14 protein-coding genes are annotated in these 20,502 nt (G+C 56.5%); 12 read left to right on the top strand and 2 right to left on the bottom strand.

The annotated features are described in order from the left end of the window. Window positions 1-12 precede the first annotated feature (12 nt). Window positions 13-2,355: a bifunctional (p)ppGpp synthetase/guanosine-3',5'-bis(diphosphate) 3'-pyrophosphohydrolase gene (locus Q0V70_RS03130; RefSeq protein WP_297588276.1), complete on the top strand. Its 2,343-nt coding sequence runs from the start codon at window positions 13-15 to the stop codon at window positions 2,353-2,355. A 57-nt stretch (window positions 2,356-2,412) separates the two neighbouring features. On the opposite strand, the gene Q0V70_RS03125 is transcribed toward Q0V70_RS03130, so the two are convergent. After that, on the bottom strand, window positions 2,413-3,963 hold the full coding sequence (locus Q0V70_RS03125) for a DUF349 domain-containing protein (protein ID WP_297588274.1): 1,551 nt from the start codon (window positions 3,961-3,963) through the stop codon (window positions 2,413-2,415). Between the two features lie 150 nt (window positions 3,964-4,113). Here Q0V70_RS03125 and Q0V70_RS03120 point away from each other — a divergent pair, with 150 nt between their 5' ends. The 6 genes from Q0V70_RS03120 (at window position 4,114) to Q0V70_RS03095 (ending at window position 12,410) form a co-directional block, all read left to right on the top strand. Beyond that, entirely contained in the window at window positions 4,114-4,824 is a 711-nt protein-coding gene (locus tag Q0V70_RS03120; protein ID WP_297588271.1) for an MBL fold metallo-hydrolase, read from the top strand. A gap of 19 nt (window positions 4,825-4,843) precedes the next feature. Next, complete coding sequence (gene hisS / locus Q0V70_RS03115; RefSeq protein WP_297588268.1) at window positions 4,844-6,163, top strand: histidine--tRNA ligase; 1,320 nt, start codon at window positions 4,844-4,846, stop codon at window positions 6,161-6,163. Next, window positions 6,156-7,850 carry a dynamin family protein gene (locus Q0V70_RS03110; RefSeq protein ID WP_297588266.1) on the top strand — a complete coding sequence of 565 codons (1,695 nt, stop codon included), beginning with the start codon at window positions 6,156-6,158 and terminating at the stop codon, window positions 7,848-7,850. Before hisS ends, Q0V70_RS03110 begins: the two co-directional genes overlap by 8 nt. Further along, complete coding sequence (locus Q0V70_RS03105; RefSeq protein ID WP_297588264.1) at window positions 7,850-9,724, top strand: ABC transporter; 1,875 nt, start codon at window positions 7,850-7,852, stop codon at window positions 9,722-9,724. The genes Q0V70_RS03110 and Q0V70_RS03105 overlap by 1 nt, the downstream gene beginning before the upstream one ends. Before the next feature lie 143 nt (window positions 9,725-9,867). Further along, window positions 9,868-11,685 carry an aspartate--tRNA ligase gene (aspS, locus tag Q0V70_RS03100; RefSeq protein ID WP_297588261.1) on the top strand — a complete coding sequence of 606 codons (1,818 nt, stop codon included), beginning with the start codon at window positions 9,868-9,870 and terminating at the stop codon, window positions 11,683-11,685. Window positions 11,686-11,786: 101 nt separating this feature from the next. Further along, window positions 11,787-12,410, top strand: a complete 624-nt coding sequence (locus Q0V70_RS03095) for an L-threonylcarbamoyladenylate synthase (protein WP_282921624.1) — start codon at window positions 11,787-11,789, stop codon at window positions 12,408-12,410. Between the two features lies 1 nt (window position 12,411). On the opposite strand, the gene Q0V70_RS03090 is transcribed toward Q0V70_RS03095, so the two are convergent. Beyond that, entirely contained in the window at window positions 12,412-14,754 is a 2,343-nt protein-coding gene (locus Q0V70_RS03090; RefSeq protein ID WP_297588258.1) for an MMPL family transporter, read from the bottom strand. Window positions 14,755-14,804: 50 nt separating this feature from the next. On the opposite strand from Q0V70_RS03090, the gene Q0V70_RS03085 reads away from it, so the two are divergent. From Q0V70_RS03085 to alaS, 5 genes are all read left to right on the top strand, one after another. Then, the gene (locus Q0V70_RS03085) at window positions 14,805-16,142 is read left to right on the top strand and encodes a replication-associated recombination protein A (protein ID WP_297588255.1); all 1,338 of its coding nucleotides are present in this window, start codon (window positions 14,805-14,807) and stop codon (window positions 16,140-16,142) included. 139 nt (window positions 16,143-16,281) lie between these two features. Beyond that, entirely contained in the window at window positions 16,282-16,902 is a 621-nt protein-coding gene (gene rpsD, locus Q0V70_RS03080; protein WP_297588253.1) for a 30S ribosomal protein S4, read from the top strand. Window positions 16,903-17,017: 115 nt separating this feature from the next. Next, window positions 17,018-17,374, top strand: a complete 357-nt coding sequence (locus Q0V70_RS03075; RefSeq protein ID WP_297588251.1) for a DUF948 domain-containing protein — start codon at window positions 17,018-17,020, stop codon at window positions 17,372-17,374. A gap of 8 nt (window positions 17,375-17,382) precedes the next feature. Then, window positions 17,383-17,676 carry a hypothetical protein gene (locus Q0V70_RS03070; protein ID WP_297588248.1) on the top strand — a complete coding sequence of 98 codons (294 nt, stop codon included), beginning with the start codon at window positions 17,383-17,385 and terminating at the stop codon, window positions 17,674-17,676. A gap of 104 nt (window positions 17,677-17,780) precedes the next feature. Continuing rightward, window positions 17,781-20,468: an alanine--tRNA ligase gene (gene alaS, locus Q0V70_RS03065; protein WP_297588245.1), complete on the top strand. Its 2,688-nt coding sequence runs from the start codon at window positions 17,781-17,783 to the stop codon at window positions 20,466-20,468. Window positions 20,469-20,502: the final 34 nt, after the last annotated feature.

The raw sequence follows: 20,502 nt of genomic DNA, 5'->3' as shown, positions 1-20,502 counted from the left end.
TAGAATCTCTGTATGGAGCAAGCGCCGGAGATTGTCAACGAGCCCAGTGAGAATACTGGTGCTCTGCGCGGCTCTCTGTTTCGATTAGTTCGTTCCCGTAGTTCATACCGCGAGCTCGAACCCGTGTTGCGGGCAGTCAAGGAAAACCATCCCAAAGCTGACTTTGACCTTCTAGAGCGGGCTTATGTGACCGCTGAACGTTACCACCGGGGACAATTCCGAAAGTCGGGGGAGCCCTACATTACGCATCCGGTCGCAGTCGCGACTATCCTGGCAGAACTGGGCATGTCGGAAACAACGGTTGCGGCCGGGCTGCTGCATGACACGGTAGAGGACACCGACTATTCTTTGGAACAATGTCGGCGTGACTTTGGCGAAGATATTGCCGCTTTGGTCGACGGGGTCACCAAACTCGATAAAGTGAAATATGGGGATTCCGCCCCGGCAGAGACGATCCGAAAAATGCTGGTCGCGATGGCTAAGGATATCCGAGTCCTGCTCATTAAACTCTCTGACCGTCTGCATAATGCGCGTACCTGGCGTTATGTCAGCAAAGAAAGTGCCGCGCGCAAAGCTAAGGAAACTCTGGAAATTTATGCCCCGCTGGCTCACCGGATGGGGCTTAACGCCATTAAATGGGAGCTGGAGGACCTGGCGTTTAAAACCCTCTACCCTCAGATTTACCAAGAAATCGACAAGCTCATTCAGGAGGCCGCGCCCCGCCGGGAGGAACAGCTCAGCGCTATCATCCAGACTATTGAAGGCGACTTGCGGAACGCGAAAATCAAAGGGACCGTGAACGGGCGCCCGAAACATCACTACTCGATTTATCAAAAGATGATTGTGCGCGGCCGTGATTTCAACGATATTTACGACTTGGTGGCGGTGCGCGTGCTGGTGGAATCCGTGCGAGATTGTTATGCCGTGCTGGGGTTGATGCATTCGCGGTGGTCTCCGATGCTTGGTAGGTTCAAGGACTATATCGCAATGCCGAAATACAACCTGTACCAGTCGTTGCACACCACGGTGATCGGCCCTAAGGGAAAACCTGTCGAAATCCAGATTCGCACCTATGAAATGCACCGCCGCGCCGAATTCGGGATTGCCGCCCACTGGAAATACAAGGAAAATCCCAATGCCAAATCGTTGAAAAAATCCGAGGGCGGCAAAGTCTTGGATCTGGAAAATGAGATGGGCTGGCTGCGGCAACTGGTTGACTGGCAAAAGCAAACCCAAGACTCAGGAGAGTTCCTAGACTCGCTGCGTTACGAAATTAACTCCGCCCAGGTCTATGTGTTCACCCCGAAAGGCCAGGTAGTAGTGCTGGCCGCCGGATCCACTCCGGTTGATTTCGCTTATTCCGTACACACCGAAGTGGGAAACAAGACGGTCGGCGCCAAGGTCAACGGCAAGCTTGTTCCTCTGGAATCAAAACTGGAAAACGGCGACACGGTGGAAATCTTTACGTCCAAGTCTCCCGGTGCGTCCCCCAGTCGGGATTGGTTGTCCTTCGTGGCCACCCCGCGCGCAAAATCAAAGATAAAAGCCTGGTTTTCAAAGGAACGCCGCGAGGAATCTATCGATAAAGGCCGGGAAATCCTGGCGAAAGAAATTCGTAAACAAAAGTTGCCGATTCATCAATTGGCCAGCCACGAATTTTTGGAATCTGTGGCAAACCAATTGGGATTACCCAACGTCGATACCCTCTATGCAACCATCGGAGATGCCCACGTCAGTGCCCAAAATGTGGTGGAACGCTTGCTGAGCTTTACCGGCTCCCTGACAGAAGATGATGATGAAGAGGTTTTGGCCGAGGAAGAAGCCGTTCCCACCCATACGCCCACGACCGAATCTCATGCCGGGGGTTCGGGGGTATTGGTCGATGGTCAAGACGCTGACGACCTGTGGGTTAAGCTGGCAAAATGCTGCACCCCGGTTCCCGGCGATGAAATCATGGGATTCGTCACGCGGGGTCATGGGGTTTCCGTACACCGTGTCGATTGCGTGAATGCCAAGAATCTCAGCTTGGCTCAACAGGAACGCGTCATTTCTGTTAAGTGGGCGCAACATTCCAAGACTCCGTTCCTCGTTCAGGTGCAAATCGAGGCTCTGGATCGAGGAGGGCTATTGAGCGACGTGACCCGGGTTCTCACCGACAATCATGTAAACATTCTCTCGGGCAATATTTCCACCACGCGCGACCGGGTAGCGTATTCCCGATGGGCTTTTGAGCTGGCCGAGCCTTCCCATCTGCAAGACATTCTCAATGACTTGGGACGCATTTCGGGGGTATATTCCGCAACTCGCGTGACCCCTGGACAAAACGGGGCCACAGAGCCAACCTCGCAGCCTTAGACTGCGAGGCGATAACCCAGAAAGATACAGCAGAACAGCGGGACGCTCGGGGGCGGATTATTCCGCCGCGGTTTTACGAGCCTGGTCGAGCCAGCCCTTGCGGGCCTGCAAATCTTCTTCGAGTTTCTTGGTGTCCTTGCCGTCTTGTTTCGCAGCGGCAATCTCGGTTTCGAGTTTGGCGATTTTCTCTTCGAGTTGCCCGACCAGACCCTCAGCGCGGGCTTTCGTTTCCGGATTGGACTTAACCCACGCCTCGTTTTCAGCTTTCGCAATAGCCTGTTCCACGGAACGCAAACCGTTTTCCAAACGCTGCATATCGCCGCGGGGAACCCGCCCGGCTTCATCCCACTTATCCAATAGGTCGCGGAATTTTGCCTTGGTGGTTTCCAAGTCTTTCACCGGCATGAGGGCTTTTGCCTGTTCCAGCAGCTTTTCTTTCACCTCAAGGTTGGCTTGTTCCTCGGTGCTGGTCTTGGCGTTGTCAGCGCTACGAGCATCGAAAAAGACCTGCTGAGCAGCGCGGAAACGTTCCCACAGTGCGTCGTCGTCCTTGCGGGAAGCCCTCCCGGCAGCTTTCCATTCCGTCATCAAATCCCGGTATGCTGCGGAGGTTCGCGCCCAATCGGTCGAGTTTGCCAGTTCCTCAGCACGTTTAATCAGAGCTTCTTTAGTACTGCGGACTTCTGCCCGTTTGGTATCAAGTTGTGAGAAGAATGACTTACGATGCCGGTCGAAAGACGTGCGGGCTGCTGAAAAACGCTTCCACAAAGCGTCCTCGGTGGCGCGATCGATACGCGGTCCCTTGCGCTGGGATTCTTTCCATGATTCCAGCAGTTCGCGCAAGCGTTCCCCGGATTGCTTCCACTGGGTGCGTTCCGGATTTTGGGCAGCAATTTTTTCGGCTGCCTCCACGATCTTGTTGCGTGTCTCCAGGGCTTGTGCCTTGGCGACTTCGCGTTCTTCAGCCAGCTGTTCCTTGCGAGCTGCACCCAGTTCCCGCAGTTTTTCAATGCGTGAACGCAAACCGTCGAGGTTGCCCACCACCATGGGGGACTCCATCGCCTTGTCTAAGGACTTTAGGGTGGCATCGATATCGTGAGCCTTTAACGTTGCCAAACGTGCTTGAGCCAAATCGACTTGGGCTTGCAGGTCGAGGAAACGACGTACGTAAAGCGCTAACGGTTGCTCCGGGATTCCGTCCGCGTATTGGCCGACTTCCCGCTCGGTATCGCCGTCTTTGACGAAAACCCGACCCTGGTCATCAACGCGCCCGTATTTGGAGGCTTCGTCCATAGCGATCTTCTCGATAGGTCCCAGGGGCTTGTTTTTATTGGCATCTTCAAGGTGCACCGGCGTGATTTGCGGGTTTTTTTCACCAGTCTGGGGCGCGGATGCCGCGGGAGATGCTTCAGTCGGGGTTGGTGCAGGAACGGTGGGAGATTCCGGTGCCGCCGTGGGGTCCGGGAGGGAAGCGGCTGGCGATTCAGTCTGAGGTAAGCTATCGGCCTCAGCTGCTGTCTGGGCAGGTCCTGTTGAGGTTTTATCAGGTTGGTTTTCCTGCGTTTCCTTGATTTCGCTGGTGATGGATTCCTGTTCAGACGTGGCCATGAATTTTTCCTCCTGACGGGGTTGGTGCCGCGGCACGTTCCGTTCGCGTTGGTAAGTATATTTCCAGGATTACTTTACTTGAAAAGACACGGTTTCGGGAAACTGGGTGAAAGAAAATTCGTGACGGAAAAAATCAGTTAGCCTTGAACTATGGATGTGTTACGGATTGTTTCGCCGATTTACGGGGAAAATTGCTATGTTTTGGTCACTGCGAACAAATCCGCTTTGGTTATTGATCCCGGCGCGAAAACCGCAACGCGAATCAAGGAACTATTGACACAGCTCAATGCTGAGTTGGCTGCAATCTTGCTGACTCACGGCCATGCTGACCACCTGTGGAATACGGCTCAGGTCGCTGCCTACAACCCCGAGGCACCCATTTACTTGGCAAAACCGGATCATTTCTGGATGGATGCTCCCGGTCCGGGGATTCAGCTAGGTGTTGACAATTACTTCACCGAAATGGACGGGGCGTGGGAACCGGTCACAGTCCAAACTCCACCTGATGCGCTGTTTACCGGCGGGGGAGCGCAAATTATTCCCGATCTAATGTTGCGTGCCCTACCGGCTCCGGGACATTCGCCCGGATGCACCATGTTCTTTGGTGCTGACAAAGGCGAGGATCACGGTCAGGGGCTCGGCTTTGATGGCCGCGACGACCAGGCATTTTGTTTGTCCGGGGACGTAATTTTTAAAGGCTCGATTGGTCGCACTGACCTGCCCCATTCCGACCCTGAGGTGATGACGGAAACCTTGCGAACCCTCAAAATCAGCATCAACCCCGACACTCTGCTGCTGCCCGGTCACGGAGAGACGACCACCTGGGCGGCAGAGCTCGCGAATAACCCATTTCTGAGATGACTTGGGAAAATGAGAGAATATGCCCATGATGACATCACTTTCAGGTTTTCCCGAGTTCACCCCGGAGGAAAAAATCCTTGAGGACGAGTTAATTTCCCGTATGACCAGGGTATTTGAACTGCACGGATTTTCGCACCTGGAGACGCGTGCCATCGAACCTCTCAGCGAGCTGGAACGCAAGGGAGAAACCTCCAAAGAGGTCTACGTACTGTCTCGGCTGCAGGACAAGGAAGGCAAAGAGGACCGCAAGAACGGGTTGCATTTTGACCTGACCGTGCCATTGGCTCGTTACGTGCTGGAGAATTCCCACCTGTTGCGTTTCCCCTTTAAGCGTTACCAAATTCAAAAGGTGTGGCGCGGCGAGCGACCCCAGGAAGGTCGTTTTCGCGAGTTTGTCCAGGCCGACATCGATATGGTCGCCGCGGAAACTTTACCGCCCCAGTTTGAGATTGAAGCCCCGCTGATTATGGCTCAAGCGCTGGAATCTCTGCCGATTCCTACCCCGGTGGTACACGTGAATTCCCGCAAGATTTTGCAGGGAGTCTGCAACGCTCTAGGTATCACGCAAGTGGACGAGGTTCTGCAAGTCATCGATAAACATGACAAGGTGCGCCCCGAAGACTTCGCACAGATGCTCAGCGAACTTGGCCTCGATGCGTCTCAGATACAAACCCTGGTCAGCCTGGCAGACATTAGTGGCGCCGACGAACGCGTCATCCAGCAGGTGCGCGATTTGGGACTGCACGATGACCTGTTGGAGGAAGGTCTGTCGGACGTGGCGCGAATGCTGCGCAGCGTTCCCGACCAAGAGAAAGGCAACGTGGTAGCGGACTTTAAGATTGCCCGCGGGCTGGATTACTACACCGGCATGGTCTACGAAACATTTATTACAGGGGCTGAATCTTATGGTTCGATCTGTTCCGGGGGGCGCTACGATAACTTGGTTTCCCAAGGTAAGCGCCACTTTCCCGGGGTGGGGATGTCTATCGGTTTGACCCGGCTCATCTCGATTATTCTGGCTAATGATTGGGCTAAAGTGTCCCGTCCGGTTCCGACCTGTGTTTTGGTTGCGGTGGATAGCGAGGATACACGGGGACAAGCCGAGGCGGTGGCTTGGCAGTTACGGGCTCGTGGCATCAGTACGGAAGTCAGCCCCACCGCCGCCAAGTATGGGAAACAAATCAAATACGCGGTGACCCGCGGCATACCCTACGTGTGGTTTGTGGAATCCGGGGAAGTCAAGAATCTCATTAGCGAGACCCAGGAAAGTGCCCAAGCCGACACGTTTACCCCCGCCCCCGAACTTTTGAAACCGCAGGTGATTGCTAACTATGAGTAGTTCGCCATCGAAGAGTTTGGATGAGTTAGCTCAGCAGCTGGAGGACCTGAACTTTGGTTTTCCGGCAGAGCAGGCTGATGCTATCAAGCTGCGAAACACGGCAATTTCTCGACTGCGTGAGCATCTTAGCGCGCGGGGTACTGACCTGGACGGTCCCCTCGTAGCGGTACTGGCCGGTTCTACCGGGGTGGGCAAATCGACACTCCTGAACTCTTTGGTCGGTGCCCAAGTTCCAACTTCCGTGAGGCGTCCCACGACTCTGACCCCGGTACTCGTGTACCATCCCGACGACGAGCTGTGGCTGGCGGCAGACCGCATCTTGGGAGGATTTGAAAAGATTCGTCTGTTAGACGACGATGCCTGGGACGATCCCGCCGTCGCGTCTGCCGTACCGGAACGTGTGCCAGCCGCGGAGGAGGCTGCGACAGCGCCGGCGCCGCAGCTTATCTTGCGTTCGACTCCCCAGATGCCTCCAGGAATGTGCCTCATCGATTGTCCCGATTTGGATTCCTATCTGGACACGAACCGTGAATTAGCTCAGCACCTGTTGGAAGTTGCTGACCTGTGGATCTTTGTGACTACCGCCAACCGTTACCGGGACGAGCCGGGGCTGGAGCTGCTGCGGAAGGCTGCCCGGCGTGATGTTGCTATCGGTGCGGTGCTGAACAGGGTCACACAAGGATCCCTGCTGGCGGCTAAGCAGGATCTCAGCGCGGAAATCGCTGCTAGCAACCTCAAAGATGTTCCGATTTTTGCCATTATGGAAACTCAAATTGCTGACGGAGAACTGCCCGCCGAAGATTTAGTTTCCCTGCGTAACTGGCTCGATAACCTGGCTGGTGACGCCTTGATGCATTCCGCCATGGCGCGTCAGACCCTGTTTGGTTCTCTGCATGAAGTCCTGGATTTGAGCGAAAAAGTGTTCGATGCCGCCGCCACTGAGGGACAAATGCGCAGCGATGTCCAGCAAACCGTGGATCAGCTGGAACAGCAACTACTGGAATTTGTTGATGCCCAGATTGTGGCTCCCACCTGGTTTCAAGGTGAGCCCGCTGACCTTTTGGAGCCCTGTGTGCGTTGCCAACTCGAGGAGTACCAGGCTGAAAACAGCTGGGTACGCCAGCGGCTGAAATGGAAAAAAGTCTGGCTCAATCAGCAACCTCAACCCGATGCGGCGCTGGATGCTGTAAAGCGGGCGGTGGCGAGCAGCGTGTCGAACCTCGGCTTTCAGATGGAGCAAATGATGGCTGACGCTCTCCAGGACTCTGTGTTGCCCAACTCTGTTCAGATTGTAGACGAAACCGCGCAGTCCTTGGACGGTAGCGAACTCTTAGAGCAGTGGTCTCTGACTCCTGCGGAATGTTGCCGCCAAGCTGGCTGGAATCGCGATGAGAAGCTCTCGACGGACGATGCCCAGACGCTCTTCCTGGCGGTTCTCTTTGCCGGAATGGCCTCGCCCGAGACTTGCCAATTCACCCGGGTTGACGAGCTCCTGGGAACTTTTTTTGATATCTCGACACGTTTGCGACTGCGGTCGTGGAGCCGCTCCACGCTTCGCCGCGGGCTGCACGCTCGAGTCAACCAGCGTATCGCCACCTTGCGTCAAAGCATTCCTGATTCCGACAACTCTGAACTAATCGCCGCGGGACGAAAAACGCTGCGTACCCTGCGAGAGGAGTGGTCCTAGTGCCGCGGAATAATCCCGAACAACGCAAAACTCGATTGCAAGCAGCCCTGCACCGCGCGGCGGAGTGCCTCGATGGTGTTCAGGGAACGTGTAGTTCCGAGACGTTCCTGGTTCAAGCCCGCGAAGATTTGCGCCGTATAGAGAACCAGCTGGAACGTCGAGATGTCTTAGACCCCCGAGTAACCGTGATAGCTGTAGCCGGACCGAGCGGCACTGGAAAGTCCACGGTGGTAAACACTCTGGCCCGTCGCAACAACTTGGTGCCAACGGGGATGCACCGACCGACCACAACTGAGCTGGTGGCCTATGTTGACGCAGAGGTGACTGCCGCACCATTTTTAGAACTGAGCGGAATTCCCCACAGTGTCAGCGTGGAGTTTTGTACCACCCGTTCCAATCCACTCCGGGACAGTTTGGGAATGGTAGGTGAGGGTCACCAGGTACGGTCGGCTCTTACACAGTGCGGTCACCCGATTGTGGTCGAAGTTCCCGATACACTGCTGGTTCCGGCACTGACCTCGGCAGCGTCCCAGGTCCTGGACACGGCGGATCTCATCTTGTGGACTACGGATTCCCAAAAATATGCCGATGCTGCTTTCCATAGCCGAATTTCGGCATTCCCACGCCACCCGAACTCGTACTTTGTCCTGACCCACACCGAGGGCTTGACTGAGTCTCAGCTACAAACCCTGAACCAGGAGCTGGCCGCCATTGCCGAACGGATAGGGGTCAGTCCTGAAATTTTGCAGATTTCGCTTTACGATGAGCCCAGTTTGGCGCGATTCCGCGAAACGGTAGCCGAGTTGTCTCACGCGCCAGAAGCCCGCTGGAGAGGCGAACAAGCGGCGATTCATCATGCCGCCACGAGGCTAGGCCAAAACCTAGAACTCGACATGACCGGAGAGTCCTCAACGCAGCCGGTTCAGGCTTCGTCTGTTGCTTCGCCGCCGTCCCCTGCCGAAACAAAACTGGTGGACCAGGTGACCCAGGTCAGCGGTCTGCCGGCCGTGGAAGCGAACTTTTCCAAACAATATCTGAGGGCGGGAGGCTTTTGGACGCTGTGGCCGGTGCTGAACTGGTTGGCGGGAATCAAACCCCTGGCTCGCTCCAATCAAGACTTAACAATTGCGATGGGTGAAACTGCTGTGGACGAAGCCCCCGAGGACAAATCCGTTGCTCGCTCGGCTGACCCTTCCTCAGCGCAAACGGCAGACGAGAGCGCGACCCCAGCCGTACCTGACTCCACTCCAGGCCCGGACCTTCCTTCGGCAGCCCCGCAAACCGACTCGCTCAACCGTTTCTTCCCCCGTGTCAACGTGGCGGGAATTACCAGCGCGGCTCGTACCTACGCGGCGACCGCCAGTGCGCATCGCCCGTCCAAATGGGTGGACTTTGCCCAGCTCAAGGCCGTGGAACTGTCCGGCAACCTGGTCAGCGCCCTCAACCTAGCCTTGGAATCCTGGAAATTCCCAGCTCGTCCCGCCCGGACCTGGTGGCGGATTTGGCGACTCGGACATTGGTTCTGGTTAGCAGCGTTAGCGGTGGGACTGCTGTGGAGTCTCGTTGCGGGGGTGGCGTTCCTCGGCGGGGCTGGTACCAGCGCAGCCGTGTGGATGGTCGGACCGGTGCCGTTCCCTCTCCTGGTCTTGGTTGCCGCAGTTGCGGGCACCCTGGTGTGGAGCCTGGTGGGAGCCAAGATACTGCACTGCGGGGCGCGAAACTACGGGAGGGAATGTGCCGACAAATTCCGCTCGCTCATCCAGGAAGTGACCCGTCAGGGTTTCTTGGTCAAAATGAACCAGAATTTGGATTTATACCCTCAGCTGTCCGAACTGGTTTCAGAAATGCGTTCTCGCGACACCCAATCGGGTTAGCTTTCGTCTGCTACCCGTTCACATAACAGCTTCCAGGGTTTCCCCTCAGCTCAGATAGGCGTTAAACTTTAGAGAGCCCACTTATGGGAGCGGGGTGTCGCACCCCGATTGACTTGAGACGAACTTTCAAAGGAAGGCATAAGTTGCTGCGAACTCACAAATGTGCGGAATTGAACCTGAAACACGATGGTCAGACCGTCACCCTCTGCGGTTGGGTGGATCGTCGCCGAGACCACGGCGGGGTAGCTTTCATGGACTTGCGTGATGCCTCCGGGATTGTCCAGCTGGTTGTCAGCGAAGAAGTGGTCCGGGAAGTTCGTAACGAATACGTGCTCAAGGTCACCGGCAAGGTGCGCAAACGCCCCGAAGGCAACGAAAACCCCGAAATCGTCACCGGCGATATCGAGGTTATGGCCGATGACGTCGAGATTTTGAACTCCTGCGCGACGCTGCCTTTCCAAGTTTCTGAACACGCCGAGGACTCTAATGTTGGTGAGGATATCCGGTTGCGTTACCGTTTCGTCGATCTGCGCCGCCGTCAGCTGCACGACAATCTGGTGCTGCGCTCGCGGATTTCTCAGATAGCCCGGCGGGTTATGGAAGAACACGAATTTATTGAGATTGAAACCCCAACTTTGACGCGTTCCACCCCGGAAGGGGCGCGCGACTTCGTGGTTCCGGCGCGGATTCGGCCCGGTTCGTGGTACGCCCTGCCGCAGTCGCCCCAGCTGTTTAAACAGCTGCTGATGGTCGGCGGTATGGAACGCTACTTCCAGTTGGCTCGCTGCTACCGTGACGAAGATTCCCGCGCCGATCGCCAACCCGAATTTACGCAGCTCGATATGGAAATGAGTTTCGTCGACCAAGACGATGTCATCGAGGTAACCGAACACCTGCTGAAAGAGATTTGGAAAGTTATCGGCTATGACCTGACCACTCCGATTCCGCGGATGCCTTTCCAGGAAGCCATGGATCGTTTCGGTTCGGATAAACCGGATTTGCGTTTCGGCTACGAACTCGTTGATTTGACCGAATTCTTTAAAGACACTCCGTTTAAAATCTTCCAAGCACCCTACGTGGGGGCAGTGGTCATGCCCGGTGGCGGTTCCCAGCCACGCCGTACTTTTGACAAGTGGCAAGAATGGGCGAAAGCCCGCGGCGCGAAGGGTCTGGCCTACGTAACCTTGGACGAACAAGGTGCCGCAGGCGGTCCGGTGGCCAAAAATATTTCTGACGCGGAAAAGGCCGGTCTGGCTGCTGCCACCGGAGCCCAGCCGGGGGACTGCATTTTCTTTGCCGCCGGGGACAAGACCGCTTCGCAAACGTTGCTGGGGGCAGCTCGCCTGGAGATTGGGAAGCGTTGCGACCTCATTGATGAAAAGGCATGGGCCTTCACCTGGGTGGTGGACGCGCCGCTGTTCAAACCCTCCGGCGAGGCAGTAGCGGAAGGCGATGTGGCACTGGGCCACTCCGCCTGGACCGCCGTACACCACGCATTTACTTCGCCAAAACCGGAATGTCTCGATACCTTCGATACCGACCCCGGCAATGCCTTGGCGTACGCGTATGACATCGTGTGCAACGGGGTGGAACTCGGTGGTGGTTCCATCCGTATCCATCGCCGCGATGTGCAGGAACGAGTGTTCAAGGTAATGGGCTTTTCGCAGGAGGAAGCGCAGGCGCGCTTCGGATTCCTGCTCGACGCTTTCAAGTACGGCGCTCCGCCGCACGGCGGTCTGGCTCTGGGGTGGGATCGCATTGCCGGAATGCTGACGGGTTCCCCGTCGATTCGCGATGTTATTGCCTTCCCGAAGGCTGGCGACGGCTTAGATCCGCTCACCGGTGCGCCCGCCCCGATTACGGACGAACAGCGCAAAGAAACCGGCGTGGACTACGTGCCGGAAGATGACGAAGACGCCGAGGACGCTGAGGAAGCCGAGGACAGCGAAAAAACGCTGTAAAAGGTACTTCTGAGGAAAATCACCGCGAGTTGTCTCTCAACTGCCAACTGTCCCCTCTACAATAGATGGAATAGTTGGCAGGGCTTCACCAAGGGGAAACTATGAGCGCAAAAATTTTTGAACTGCACCCGGAAAATCCGCAGACTCGTTCGTTGAACCAGATTGTGGAAATTATCCAGGACGGCGGCATAATGGCGTATCCGACTGATTCGGGATACGCGCTGGGCTGTGCTCTGGCTAATGGGGCTGGCCTGGAACGCATCCGGAAAATCCGCCAGCTCGATGACAAGCACCATTTCACGCTGGTGTGCCACGATTTTGCCCAGCTGGGTCAGCTGGTGATGGTGTCAAATTCCCAGTACCGGCTGATTAAATCGCTGACTCCGGGGCCGTACACGTTTATTTTGAAAGGCACCAAGGAAGTCCCACGCGCCACGCTGAACAAAAAGAAGCACACTGTCGGCGTGCGGATTCCCGCGCACAAGGTTGCTTTGTCGCTGGTAGAAGCCTTGGGGGAGGCCATCTTGTCCTGCACCCTGCTGCTGCCCGGCGATACGGAACCGCTGAGCGATCCGGTCGAGGTCATCGCCAAGCTGGGGCACCTGTTGGATATTATCGTCGACGCGCCGATTGGTTCGGACCAGGCCACTACCGTTATCAACATGGAGGACGACGTCCCGGTGGTAACCCGAGAGGGAGCCGGTCCGGTTGATTTCTTGCAGTAGGTTACTCGCCGGTGCTCTCGGCGGTGTCGATGTGCTGATTGTGCGCAAGCGCGGTTGAGTTGTCCGCTGTGTCGGAATCGGACAGATTCGGAAGGTCGTCTTCCCACACCAAACCGGGGTCTTGCGGTTTTTGATCCGGGTAGGGCTCCAGAAGGGGAGAGAGAAACAGACGGCTGAACAGCACGTTGAGCAGCACCACGATAACCAGGGCGAGAGCTGACTGTTTCACGGGCATGGCGTTCATTGGCAGGAAAGCCAGGAAAATAGCCAGGTGGATGACAGAGCGTGTCCACAGTGCGCCGCGGGTTTGGGTCAACTCGTTCAGCAGCGGGTCGTCGTCCAGGTCTGCCAGTTCCTCCGGCAGATGGTGTTTCGCTCTATTCATGGCATAGAACTGGTAATCAAGGGATAGTGCGAAACCGAAACCCGCCAGCAACACTGCCACGTTAGGGTCTACACCTCCGGAACGCGCCAGTTTGGGCAGGAACGCGCCCCACCCGTCTTGGAACACCAAAGCCGTCAGCCCCAAAGCCACCAGTAGGTTCAGGGAGTTCAACAAAGTCGCCCATACGGCTGCCCTAGCACGCCTGGTGGCGCGCAGAATGACCAGAAAAGTCGCCAGCACCATAACTCCGGCCAGCGGGGGAACAAACTTAGTGAGTTGGTAGGCAAAGTCAACCTGGTTGGCAGCCTGGCCGGTGGTCCACTTTGGGAAATCCGAAGGTAAGTTGCGAATAGTTTTCACGATTTCCCCGGCTTGACGATTGGTGACGCTCGGTTTCAAATCAACGTCCAAAACGCTGTAGTTCCCGGCGATTTCGGTGTTTCCGGCAGTCATCGCATCGACACCGGGAATCTTGCCCACCGCGACAGACCAGCTTTGCATATTTGCTGCCGTAGTTTTCCCTAGAATCTGGATATCCGGGGTGGCTGCGGTAGTGCCGTAGTGAGCGGCGCGCAGAGTTTCAAACTTCGCGGCATTCGTTCCTGGAGGAAAAGTCGTCTGCCCCGAGGTGTGCCAGGTAATTCCGAAGGCGGGAATTGCCATCACTAACAGAAACACCACCAGAACACCGGTCAAGATTGGTTTGGCAGGTTTCCGTGAGTCGAAAAGTGCCCGTAGCCGGTCGCTCAGAGAACGGAACCAGGAGGAAATCGTGGTAAAGATCCGCCGATGCCATTGCGGACGCGGGTATTCCAGCCACCCGATGCCGAGGTACAGCAGCGAGGGAATCAACGTCGTCCCAATTGCATAGCATCCCAGAATGGAGAACATACTAACCAGAGCTACCCAGCGCAGGCTGCTAGCAGGGAAGATAGCTACCATAATCAGGCCCAGCACAATTAGCGCCGTGGAAATAAGCATGGCCGGAGCCGAGTGGGTAAACACTTCGTCTAACGGCGTGAGGGAATCACGGCGCTTGCGCAACCGACGTTCGCTCGGCTTGGAAATACGCGGAATTTCGGCGGTGTATTTGACCACTGCCAGACGGGAGCGGCTGCGGCTGATGAGAAACACCGTATAACTGGTCACCACGCCTAGCGAAAGCATGGTGACCAGGGCAGAGTCACCGGGAGCGGGCTTGACTATGAGGGAAGCCAGGGTGGCGATGGTTCGCGTCACAATCCATCCGCAAAAGCTCGGGATGAAAGCAAGCAAAGCCAGACGCAGACGTCCCATAGCCCCGAACAGCACCACAAAAATCATTAGCAAGGCAATGAGATTCGCCTTGAGAGAATCATGGTGTGCACTCGCGGCAACTTCTTGATTATTCAGGTCTTCATCCGTGACGATACCCGCGGCGTGAGGTGCGAAAGAACGCATATCACCGGCAATTTGGCTCAAAGCGTTCTCAGTCATGGCACGGATATCGTCGGCACGTTGGGGGAACTGGGTCAAGTCCAGCAGCACCACCATCATGAAACCCTGCTTATCCGCGGCAATAAATTTGTCCATCAAAGTTTTTGCATCAGGGTTATTAACATCGTCGCCTTTCGCAAACGGATACAGTACTCCCGCCGGAATGACTCCCGGAACCTCACTGAAACTCGCCGCTGCGGAGTCCAACACGTTTTTGACTTCCGCACGCTGTTTATCCATGTCCACCCCGGTGACGATGAGGTAAGCCTGATAGTTGGAACTGCGGCTGTTATTGAGGATTTGTGACGCGACGTATGATTCCGAACCGGGGATAGAAACCAGGCGGTTTTCAACACGATTCCACATGCTTCCAAAACCAAAACCGGTCAAAGTAAAGACTGCACAGATGACTATCACCAAAGCCCAAATCAACACCGTGGGCAGGGGGCGTCGATTCAAACGGCGATATAGTTTCAGGAACATGTTATGCATTGTCTCACACACTTTAGGGTAATTTTCACTAGGGTGGTTTCATGGACTTGTTTGATTCCTTGAGTGACACCGGAAGAGGAGTTCCGGAGTTTCGTCCGGATGCTCCTCTGGCGGTGCGGATGCGTCCACGTAACGTAGCAGAATTGGTGGGACAGTCACACCTATTGGCACCCAATTCGCCGTTACAGCGGCTGTTGCGGGCAGACAGCGAGATGACTTCGTCTGTGATTCTCTACGGTCCGCCTGGAACTGGCAAAACAACCTTGGCATATCTGGTGGCGCAGGCAGGAGGCCGGGAATACGCCCAGCTTTCCGCCATCAACGCGGGAGTGAAGGAAGTCCGTGAGGTCATTAACGCGGCGAAACAACGGCTGAGCCTGAGCGGTCAAGAAACCATTTTGTTTTTAGACGAGGTTCATCGGTTTTCTAAATCGCAGCAGGACTCGCTGTTGCCGGCAGTGGAAAACCGGTGGGTTATCCTGGTCGCCGCCACCACCGAAAATCCGGCTTTTTCCGTTATCTCTCCACTGTTGTCCCGTTCCTTGCTGCTGACTTTGAAACCACTGACAAACCAGGATATCGAGACCATTATGGACCGGGCTTTGGCGGATGAACGCGGACTGGCCGGAAAGTACACCCTGACCTCGGACGCTAGGGAAAGCCTCATCAGATTGGCCGGCGCCGACGGGCGTAAAGCCTTGACACTGTTGGAAGCTGCCGCCGGGGGAGCGGATTCCCGCGACGCCAGCGAGATTACTGAAGATGATGTCGCGGTTGCGGCGGACACGGCCGTGGTGCGTTACGGCATTGACGAGCATTATGACGTGGCTTCGGCGTTTATCAAGTCGATGCGCGGTTCCGATCCCGATGCCGCCCTGCACTATTTGGCGCGGATGATTAAAGCCGGGGAAGATCCGCGTTTCATTGCCCGCCGAGTCGTCATTGCGGCGGCCGAAGATGTCGGGTTGGCTGATCCCACCGTGCTGCCCCTCGCGGTCGCGGCGGCACAAGCGGTGCAGTTGATTGGGATGCCGGAAGGGCGGATTCCGCTGGCTGAGGCGGTGGTCGCGGTAGCGACGGCCCCGAAGTCGAATCGGGCTTATGTCGGCATCAACACCGCTATAGCCGATGTGGAGGCCGGAAACATAGGCGTCGTTCCGACCTATCTGCGTGACCAGCATTATCCGGGGGCTGACGCCGATAGGAAAGCTCTAGGGACCTATAGCTATCCCCACGACGACACCCGCGGCATAGTCGCGCAGCAATACCTGCCTGACCCGCTGAAAGACAAGATTTATTACGAACCTTCCACCCACGGGTGGGAAGTCACCTTGGGCGAGAGACTGACCAAAATACGCAAGATTCAAAAAATGCGGTAAGATAGCCAAGTTGCCCGGCGCATTGTCCAACTCCCGATTGGTCGACGTCCGGACACCTGGGGTCTTAGCCATAAAGGTGACCCCTCCCCGTCGAGATGCCCTCGCGGGGTGACTTTGCAATAAGACAGGAAGAATATAAATGGGAAACCGTTCTCGGAAAATGGTGCGATTGTCGCGCGCCTTGGGGATGCCGCTGACCCCGAAAGCTAAGCGGTACTTTGAACGTCGTCCTTACGGACCCGGTGAACACGGCCGTGCCCGTCGCCGCAGCGAATCTGACTACGCGGTCCGTTTGAAGGAAAAACAGCGTTTGCGCGCACAGTACGCGATTCGTGAGGCGCAGCTGGTCAAGACCTTCCAGGAGGCGCGCCGCATGGAAGGCCAGACCGGTGACAACCTGGTGGAGTTGTTGGAAACGCGGCTTGATGCCCTGGTGTTGCGTGCCGGTTTCGGACGCACCATGTTCCAGGCTCGTCAGGCGGTAACTCACCGTCACATCTTGGTTGACGGCAAGATTGTGGATCGCCCCTCTTACAAGGTGCGTCCCGGTCAGACCGTCCAGGTCAAGCCGTCTTCACAGGTCAAGGATCCCTTCGTAGTGGCTGCCCGCGGTTCGCACCGCGATGTGCTGCCTCCTGTACCGGACTACCTCAAGGTAGATTTGGAAAAGCTGCGTTTTACTCTGGATCGCCAGCCGAAGCGTGAAGAAGTTCCGATTCAGTGTGAAGTGCAACTGGTTGTGGAGCACTATTCCCGCTAAAACTTTCAGTGACCCCGGGATTTTCCCGGGGTCACTTGTTTAAAGTTAGAATATCACGGTGCGTTTCGCGCAGACAGCGCAGAATTCGCTCGCTACACCGGGACAGGAGAATGACATGATTGGTGAAATTGCCGGGATTATTGCCGCCGTGGCTTTCGCGGTATTGGTGCTATTTTTGGCAGTGCCGCTGTGGAAATTGGGCGGGGTGTTTTCCCAATTGGAGCAATCCATCAAAACTGTTACCGATGAAGCGGTGGTGGCGGTCAAACAGGGACAGACGTCTTTGGATCAGGTCAACAATCAGTTGGAACGGGTCGATTCTATGACCTCGGCGGCAAATCGTTCTGTGGAGGATCTCTCGGCTCTGACGACCTTGTTTACGGCAACGCTGGGACGGCCGCTCATTAAAGTCGCTGCGTTTAACTACGCGGTGCGTAAAGCCATGGGTATCGACAAGAAGAAATCGAAGTAGGGGGACCGATGTCGAATACAGCAAAAGCGGTCGGGGCGACGCTGCTGCTTTCCGCAGGAGCGGCGCTGGCTGCGTACTTTACCGTGACCCCGTTCCGGCAGACTGTCGATCAGATGACCCAGGGGTTTCGTGCGGATATGTCACAGCGCGAGGAGGAACTCATCGAGGCTCTGAGCTCCAGCGATTCAGAGATTGAGCAAGCCCACGACACTTGGAGCGCCCGAAAGGAAGATCGCGGCGGCTTTAAAGTCGGACGGGGACGTCACCGTGACTCCACGCTGGACGACGAACTGGACTTTTAGCGAAACTAACTGACAATAAACGAAAGTTGCCCGGAGCAAACTGACCGGGGGACCAGGACAGATAATCCGGGAACTGCCCGGACACGAAGGAAAGATACATATACATGCGTACTGCGGAAGTTCGTCAGCGTTGGCTGGATTTTTTTGCAAAGAACGGTCATGAGGTTCGCCCCTCAGTCCCGCTCATTTCGCCCGACCCCTCGATTTTGTTCACCATTGCGGGCATGGTTCCGTTCATTCCCTACATTGTGGGAACCGAACCGGCGCCGTGGCCGCGTGCCACCTCGGTGCAAAAATGCATCCGCACCAACGACATCGACGAGGTCGGGAAAACCACTCGTCACGGTACTTTCTTTCAGATGTGCGGGAACTTTTCTTTCGGTGACTACTTTAAGGAAGGCGCGTCTCATTATGCTTGGGATTTGCTGACCGGAAGTCAAAAGGACGGTGGCTACGGCTTGGACGGCGACAAGCTCTGGGTCACGATTTGGGAGGAAGACGAGGCCGCTTGGGATATTTGGACGCGGCAAATCGGTTTGGATCCGACCCACGTCCAAAAACTTCCGCGCGAAGAAATCTTTTGGGATACCGGCCAACCCGGCCCCGCCGGCCCTTGTGCGGAAATTCACCTGGACCGCGGACCTGAATACGGTCCCGAGGGTGGTCCGGAAGTTGACACGCAAGGCGACCGTTACCTGGAACTGTGGAATCTGGTTTTTGATGAGTTCCTGCGCGGCGAAGGCTCCGGCAAAGACTACCCACTGTTGGGCAAGCTGGACCAAACCGCTATCGATACGGGCTTGGGCTTGGAACGTCTGGCTTTTGTCCTCCAGGGCAAAGACAATATGTACGAAATCGACGAGGTGTTCCCCGTCATCGAAGTCGCTCAGGAAATGTCCGGGCGCCGCTACACTTCCAGCCCTAACCCGATGGACGTGCACTTCCGTATCGTGGCTGACCACGTGCGTTCCAGCCTGATGCTGATTGGCGATGGAGTTCGTCCCAGCAATGAGGGACGGGGCTATGTGTTGCGTCGCCTCATGCGTCGCGCGGTGCGTTCCATGCGGCTGTTGGGCGTGTCCGAGGCCGTCATGCCGCAGCTTCTACCCGCTTCGATGAACGTAATGAAAGCCTCCTATCCCGAGCTTGAAAAGGACTGGAACACCATTTCCGATGTGGCTTACGCTGAAGAGGACGCTTTCCGCCGCACCCTCGATGCCGGAACCGTCATATTGGATACCGCTGTGACGAAAGCGAAACAGTCGGGTGCGGCCCTGAGCGGCGACGACGCCTTCCAACTGCACGACACCTACGGTTTCCCTCTCTCCCTGACGCTGGAAATTGCGGCAGAGGCTGGGGTCAAGGTGGACGAAAAACGTTTCACCGAGTTGATGAACGAACAAAAGCAACGCGCTCGGGCGGATGCGGTGGCCAAGAAAACCGGTCACGTCGACGCCCACGTCTACCATGAGATGGCGGCAAAACTTGGTGAGAGCAACACAGTGGAGTTCCTGGGATACACCGAAACCAGCGCTCCGGCGCGGGTGGTCGGCATTCTGCAGGACGGCAAACCGGTACCGGTCGCAACAGCCCCAGCTACCGTTGAAGTCCTGTTGGACCGGACCCCGTTCTATGCAGAAGCCGGCGGGCAGCTGGCTGACCAAGGGCAGGTGACCTTCGCGGGCGGCGGAGTGCTGGATGTGGCTGATGTGCAAGCTCCAGTGAAGGGACTGCCCATGCATCGGGGGACTTTGACGGAAGGTCAGGTTACTCTCGGTGAGGACGCCCAAGCCACGATTGATGTGGAGCGCCGCGGCGCGATTGCCCGTGCCCACACGTCTACCCACGTCATTCACCAAATTCTGTTGGATTCCCTGGGGCAGGGCGCGACCCAAGCCGGGTCGGAAAACGCCCCGTGGCACGTCCGTTTCGATTTCCGTAACGCGACGGCTTTGCCGGATTCTTTGGTGGCGGACGTTGAGGCAGAAGCAAATGAACGAGTCCAGACCAATATGACTGTTACCGACTACCAGATGCCCATTGAGGAGGCACGAAAGACCGGCGCTCAGGCCATTTTCGGGGAAAAGTACGGCAAGATTGTGCGCATCGTTGATATCGGCGATGGCTGGTCTCGCGAGTTCTGCGGCGGCACCCACGTACCGCTGACCGGGCATATCGGCTCTATAGCGGTGTTGGGAGAATCGTCGATTGGTTCTGGAGTACGGCGTATCGAAGCGCTGGTAGGAAATGGTGCTTCCGGATTCCAAGCCAAAGAGCACGCCTTGGTGTCTCAGATTACCCAGCTGGTCGGCGCCAAGCAGGATACCCTGGTGGAGCGCATTACTTCCCTGATGGATCGGCTCAAGGCTGCGGAAAAAGAACTTGAAAAGACCCGGTTGGCCGCATTGCTGTCCAATCTGGACGATTACGTCAAATCCGCCGAACCACTCCGTGGCGTGCAGGTCATTCACCAGGTCGCTCAGGCAGGTTCTGTGGACGACTTGCGTCAGGCTGCCACCACTCTGCGCGGGCGGTTCTCTAACGCGGATCCCGTGGTCGTTGCGCTAGCGGCCGATATCGGTGGAAAACCGATGCTGGTCGTGGCCAGCAACGAAGCGGCTCGCGACAAGGGTGTGAAGGCCGGAGCGTTGGTGAAGGCCGGTGCCGCAGCCATGGGTGGTGGCGGCGGTGGCAAGGATGACTTGGCGCAAGGCGGCGGAGCTCCTGCAGGCAAACCGGAAGCCGGTTTGGACGCCGTAGTGGCCGCATTGCAGTCAGTACTCGCCAAGTAAACAACTGCCGGTTCGGGCTTTGCGCCGAACCGGC

Origin of the sequence: uncultured Mobiluncus sp. (assembly GCF_947087965.1) — a bacterium.
GTDB lineage: Bacteria > Actinomycetota > Actinomycetes > Actinomycetales > Actinomycetaceae > Mobiluncus.
This window is presented reverse-complemented; position numbering and strand designations above follow the sequence as displayed.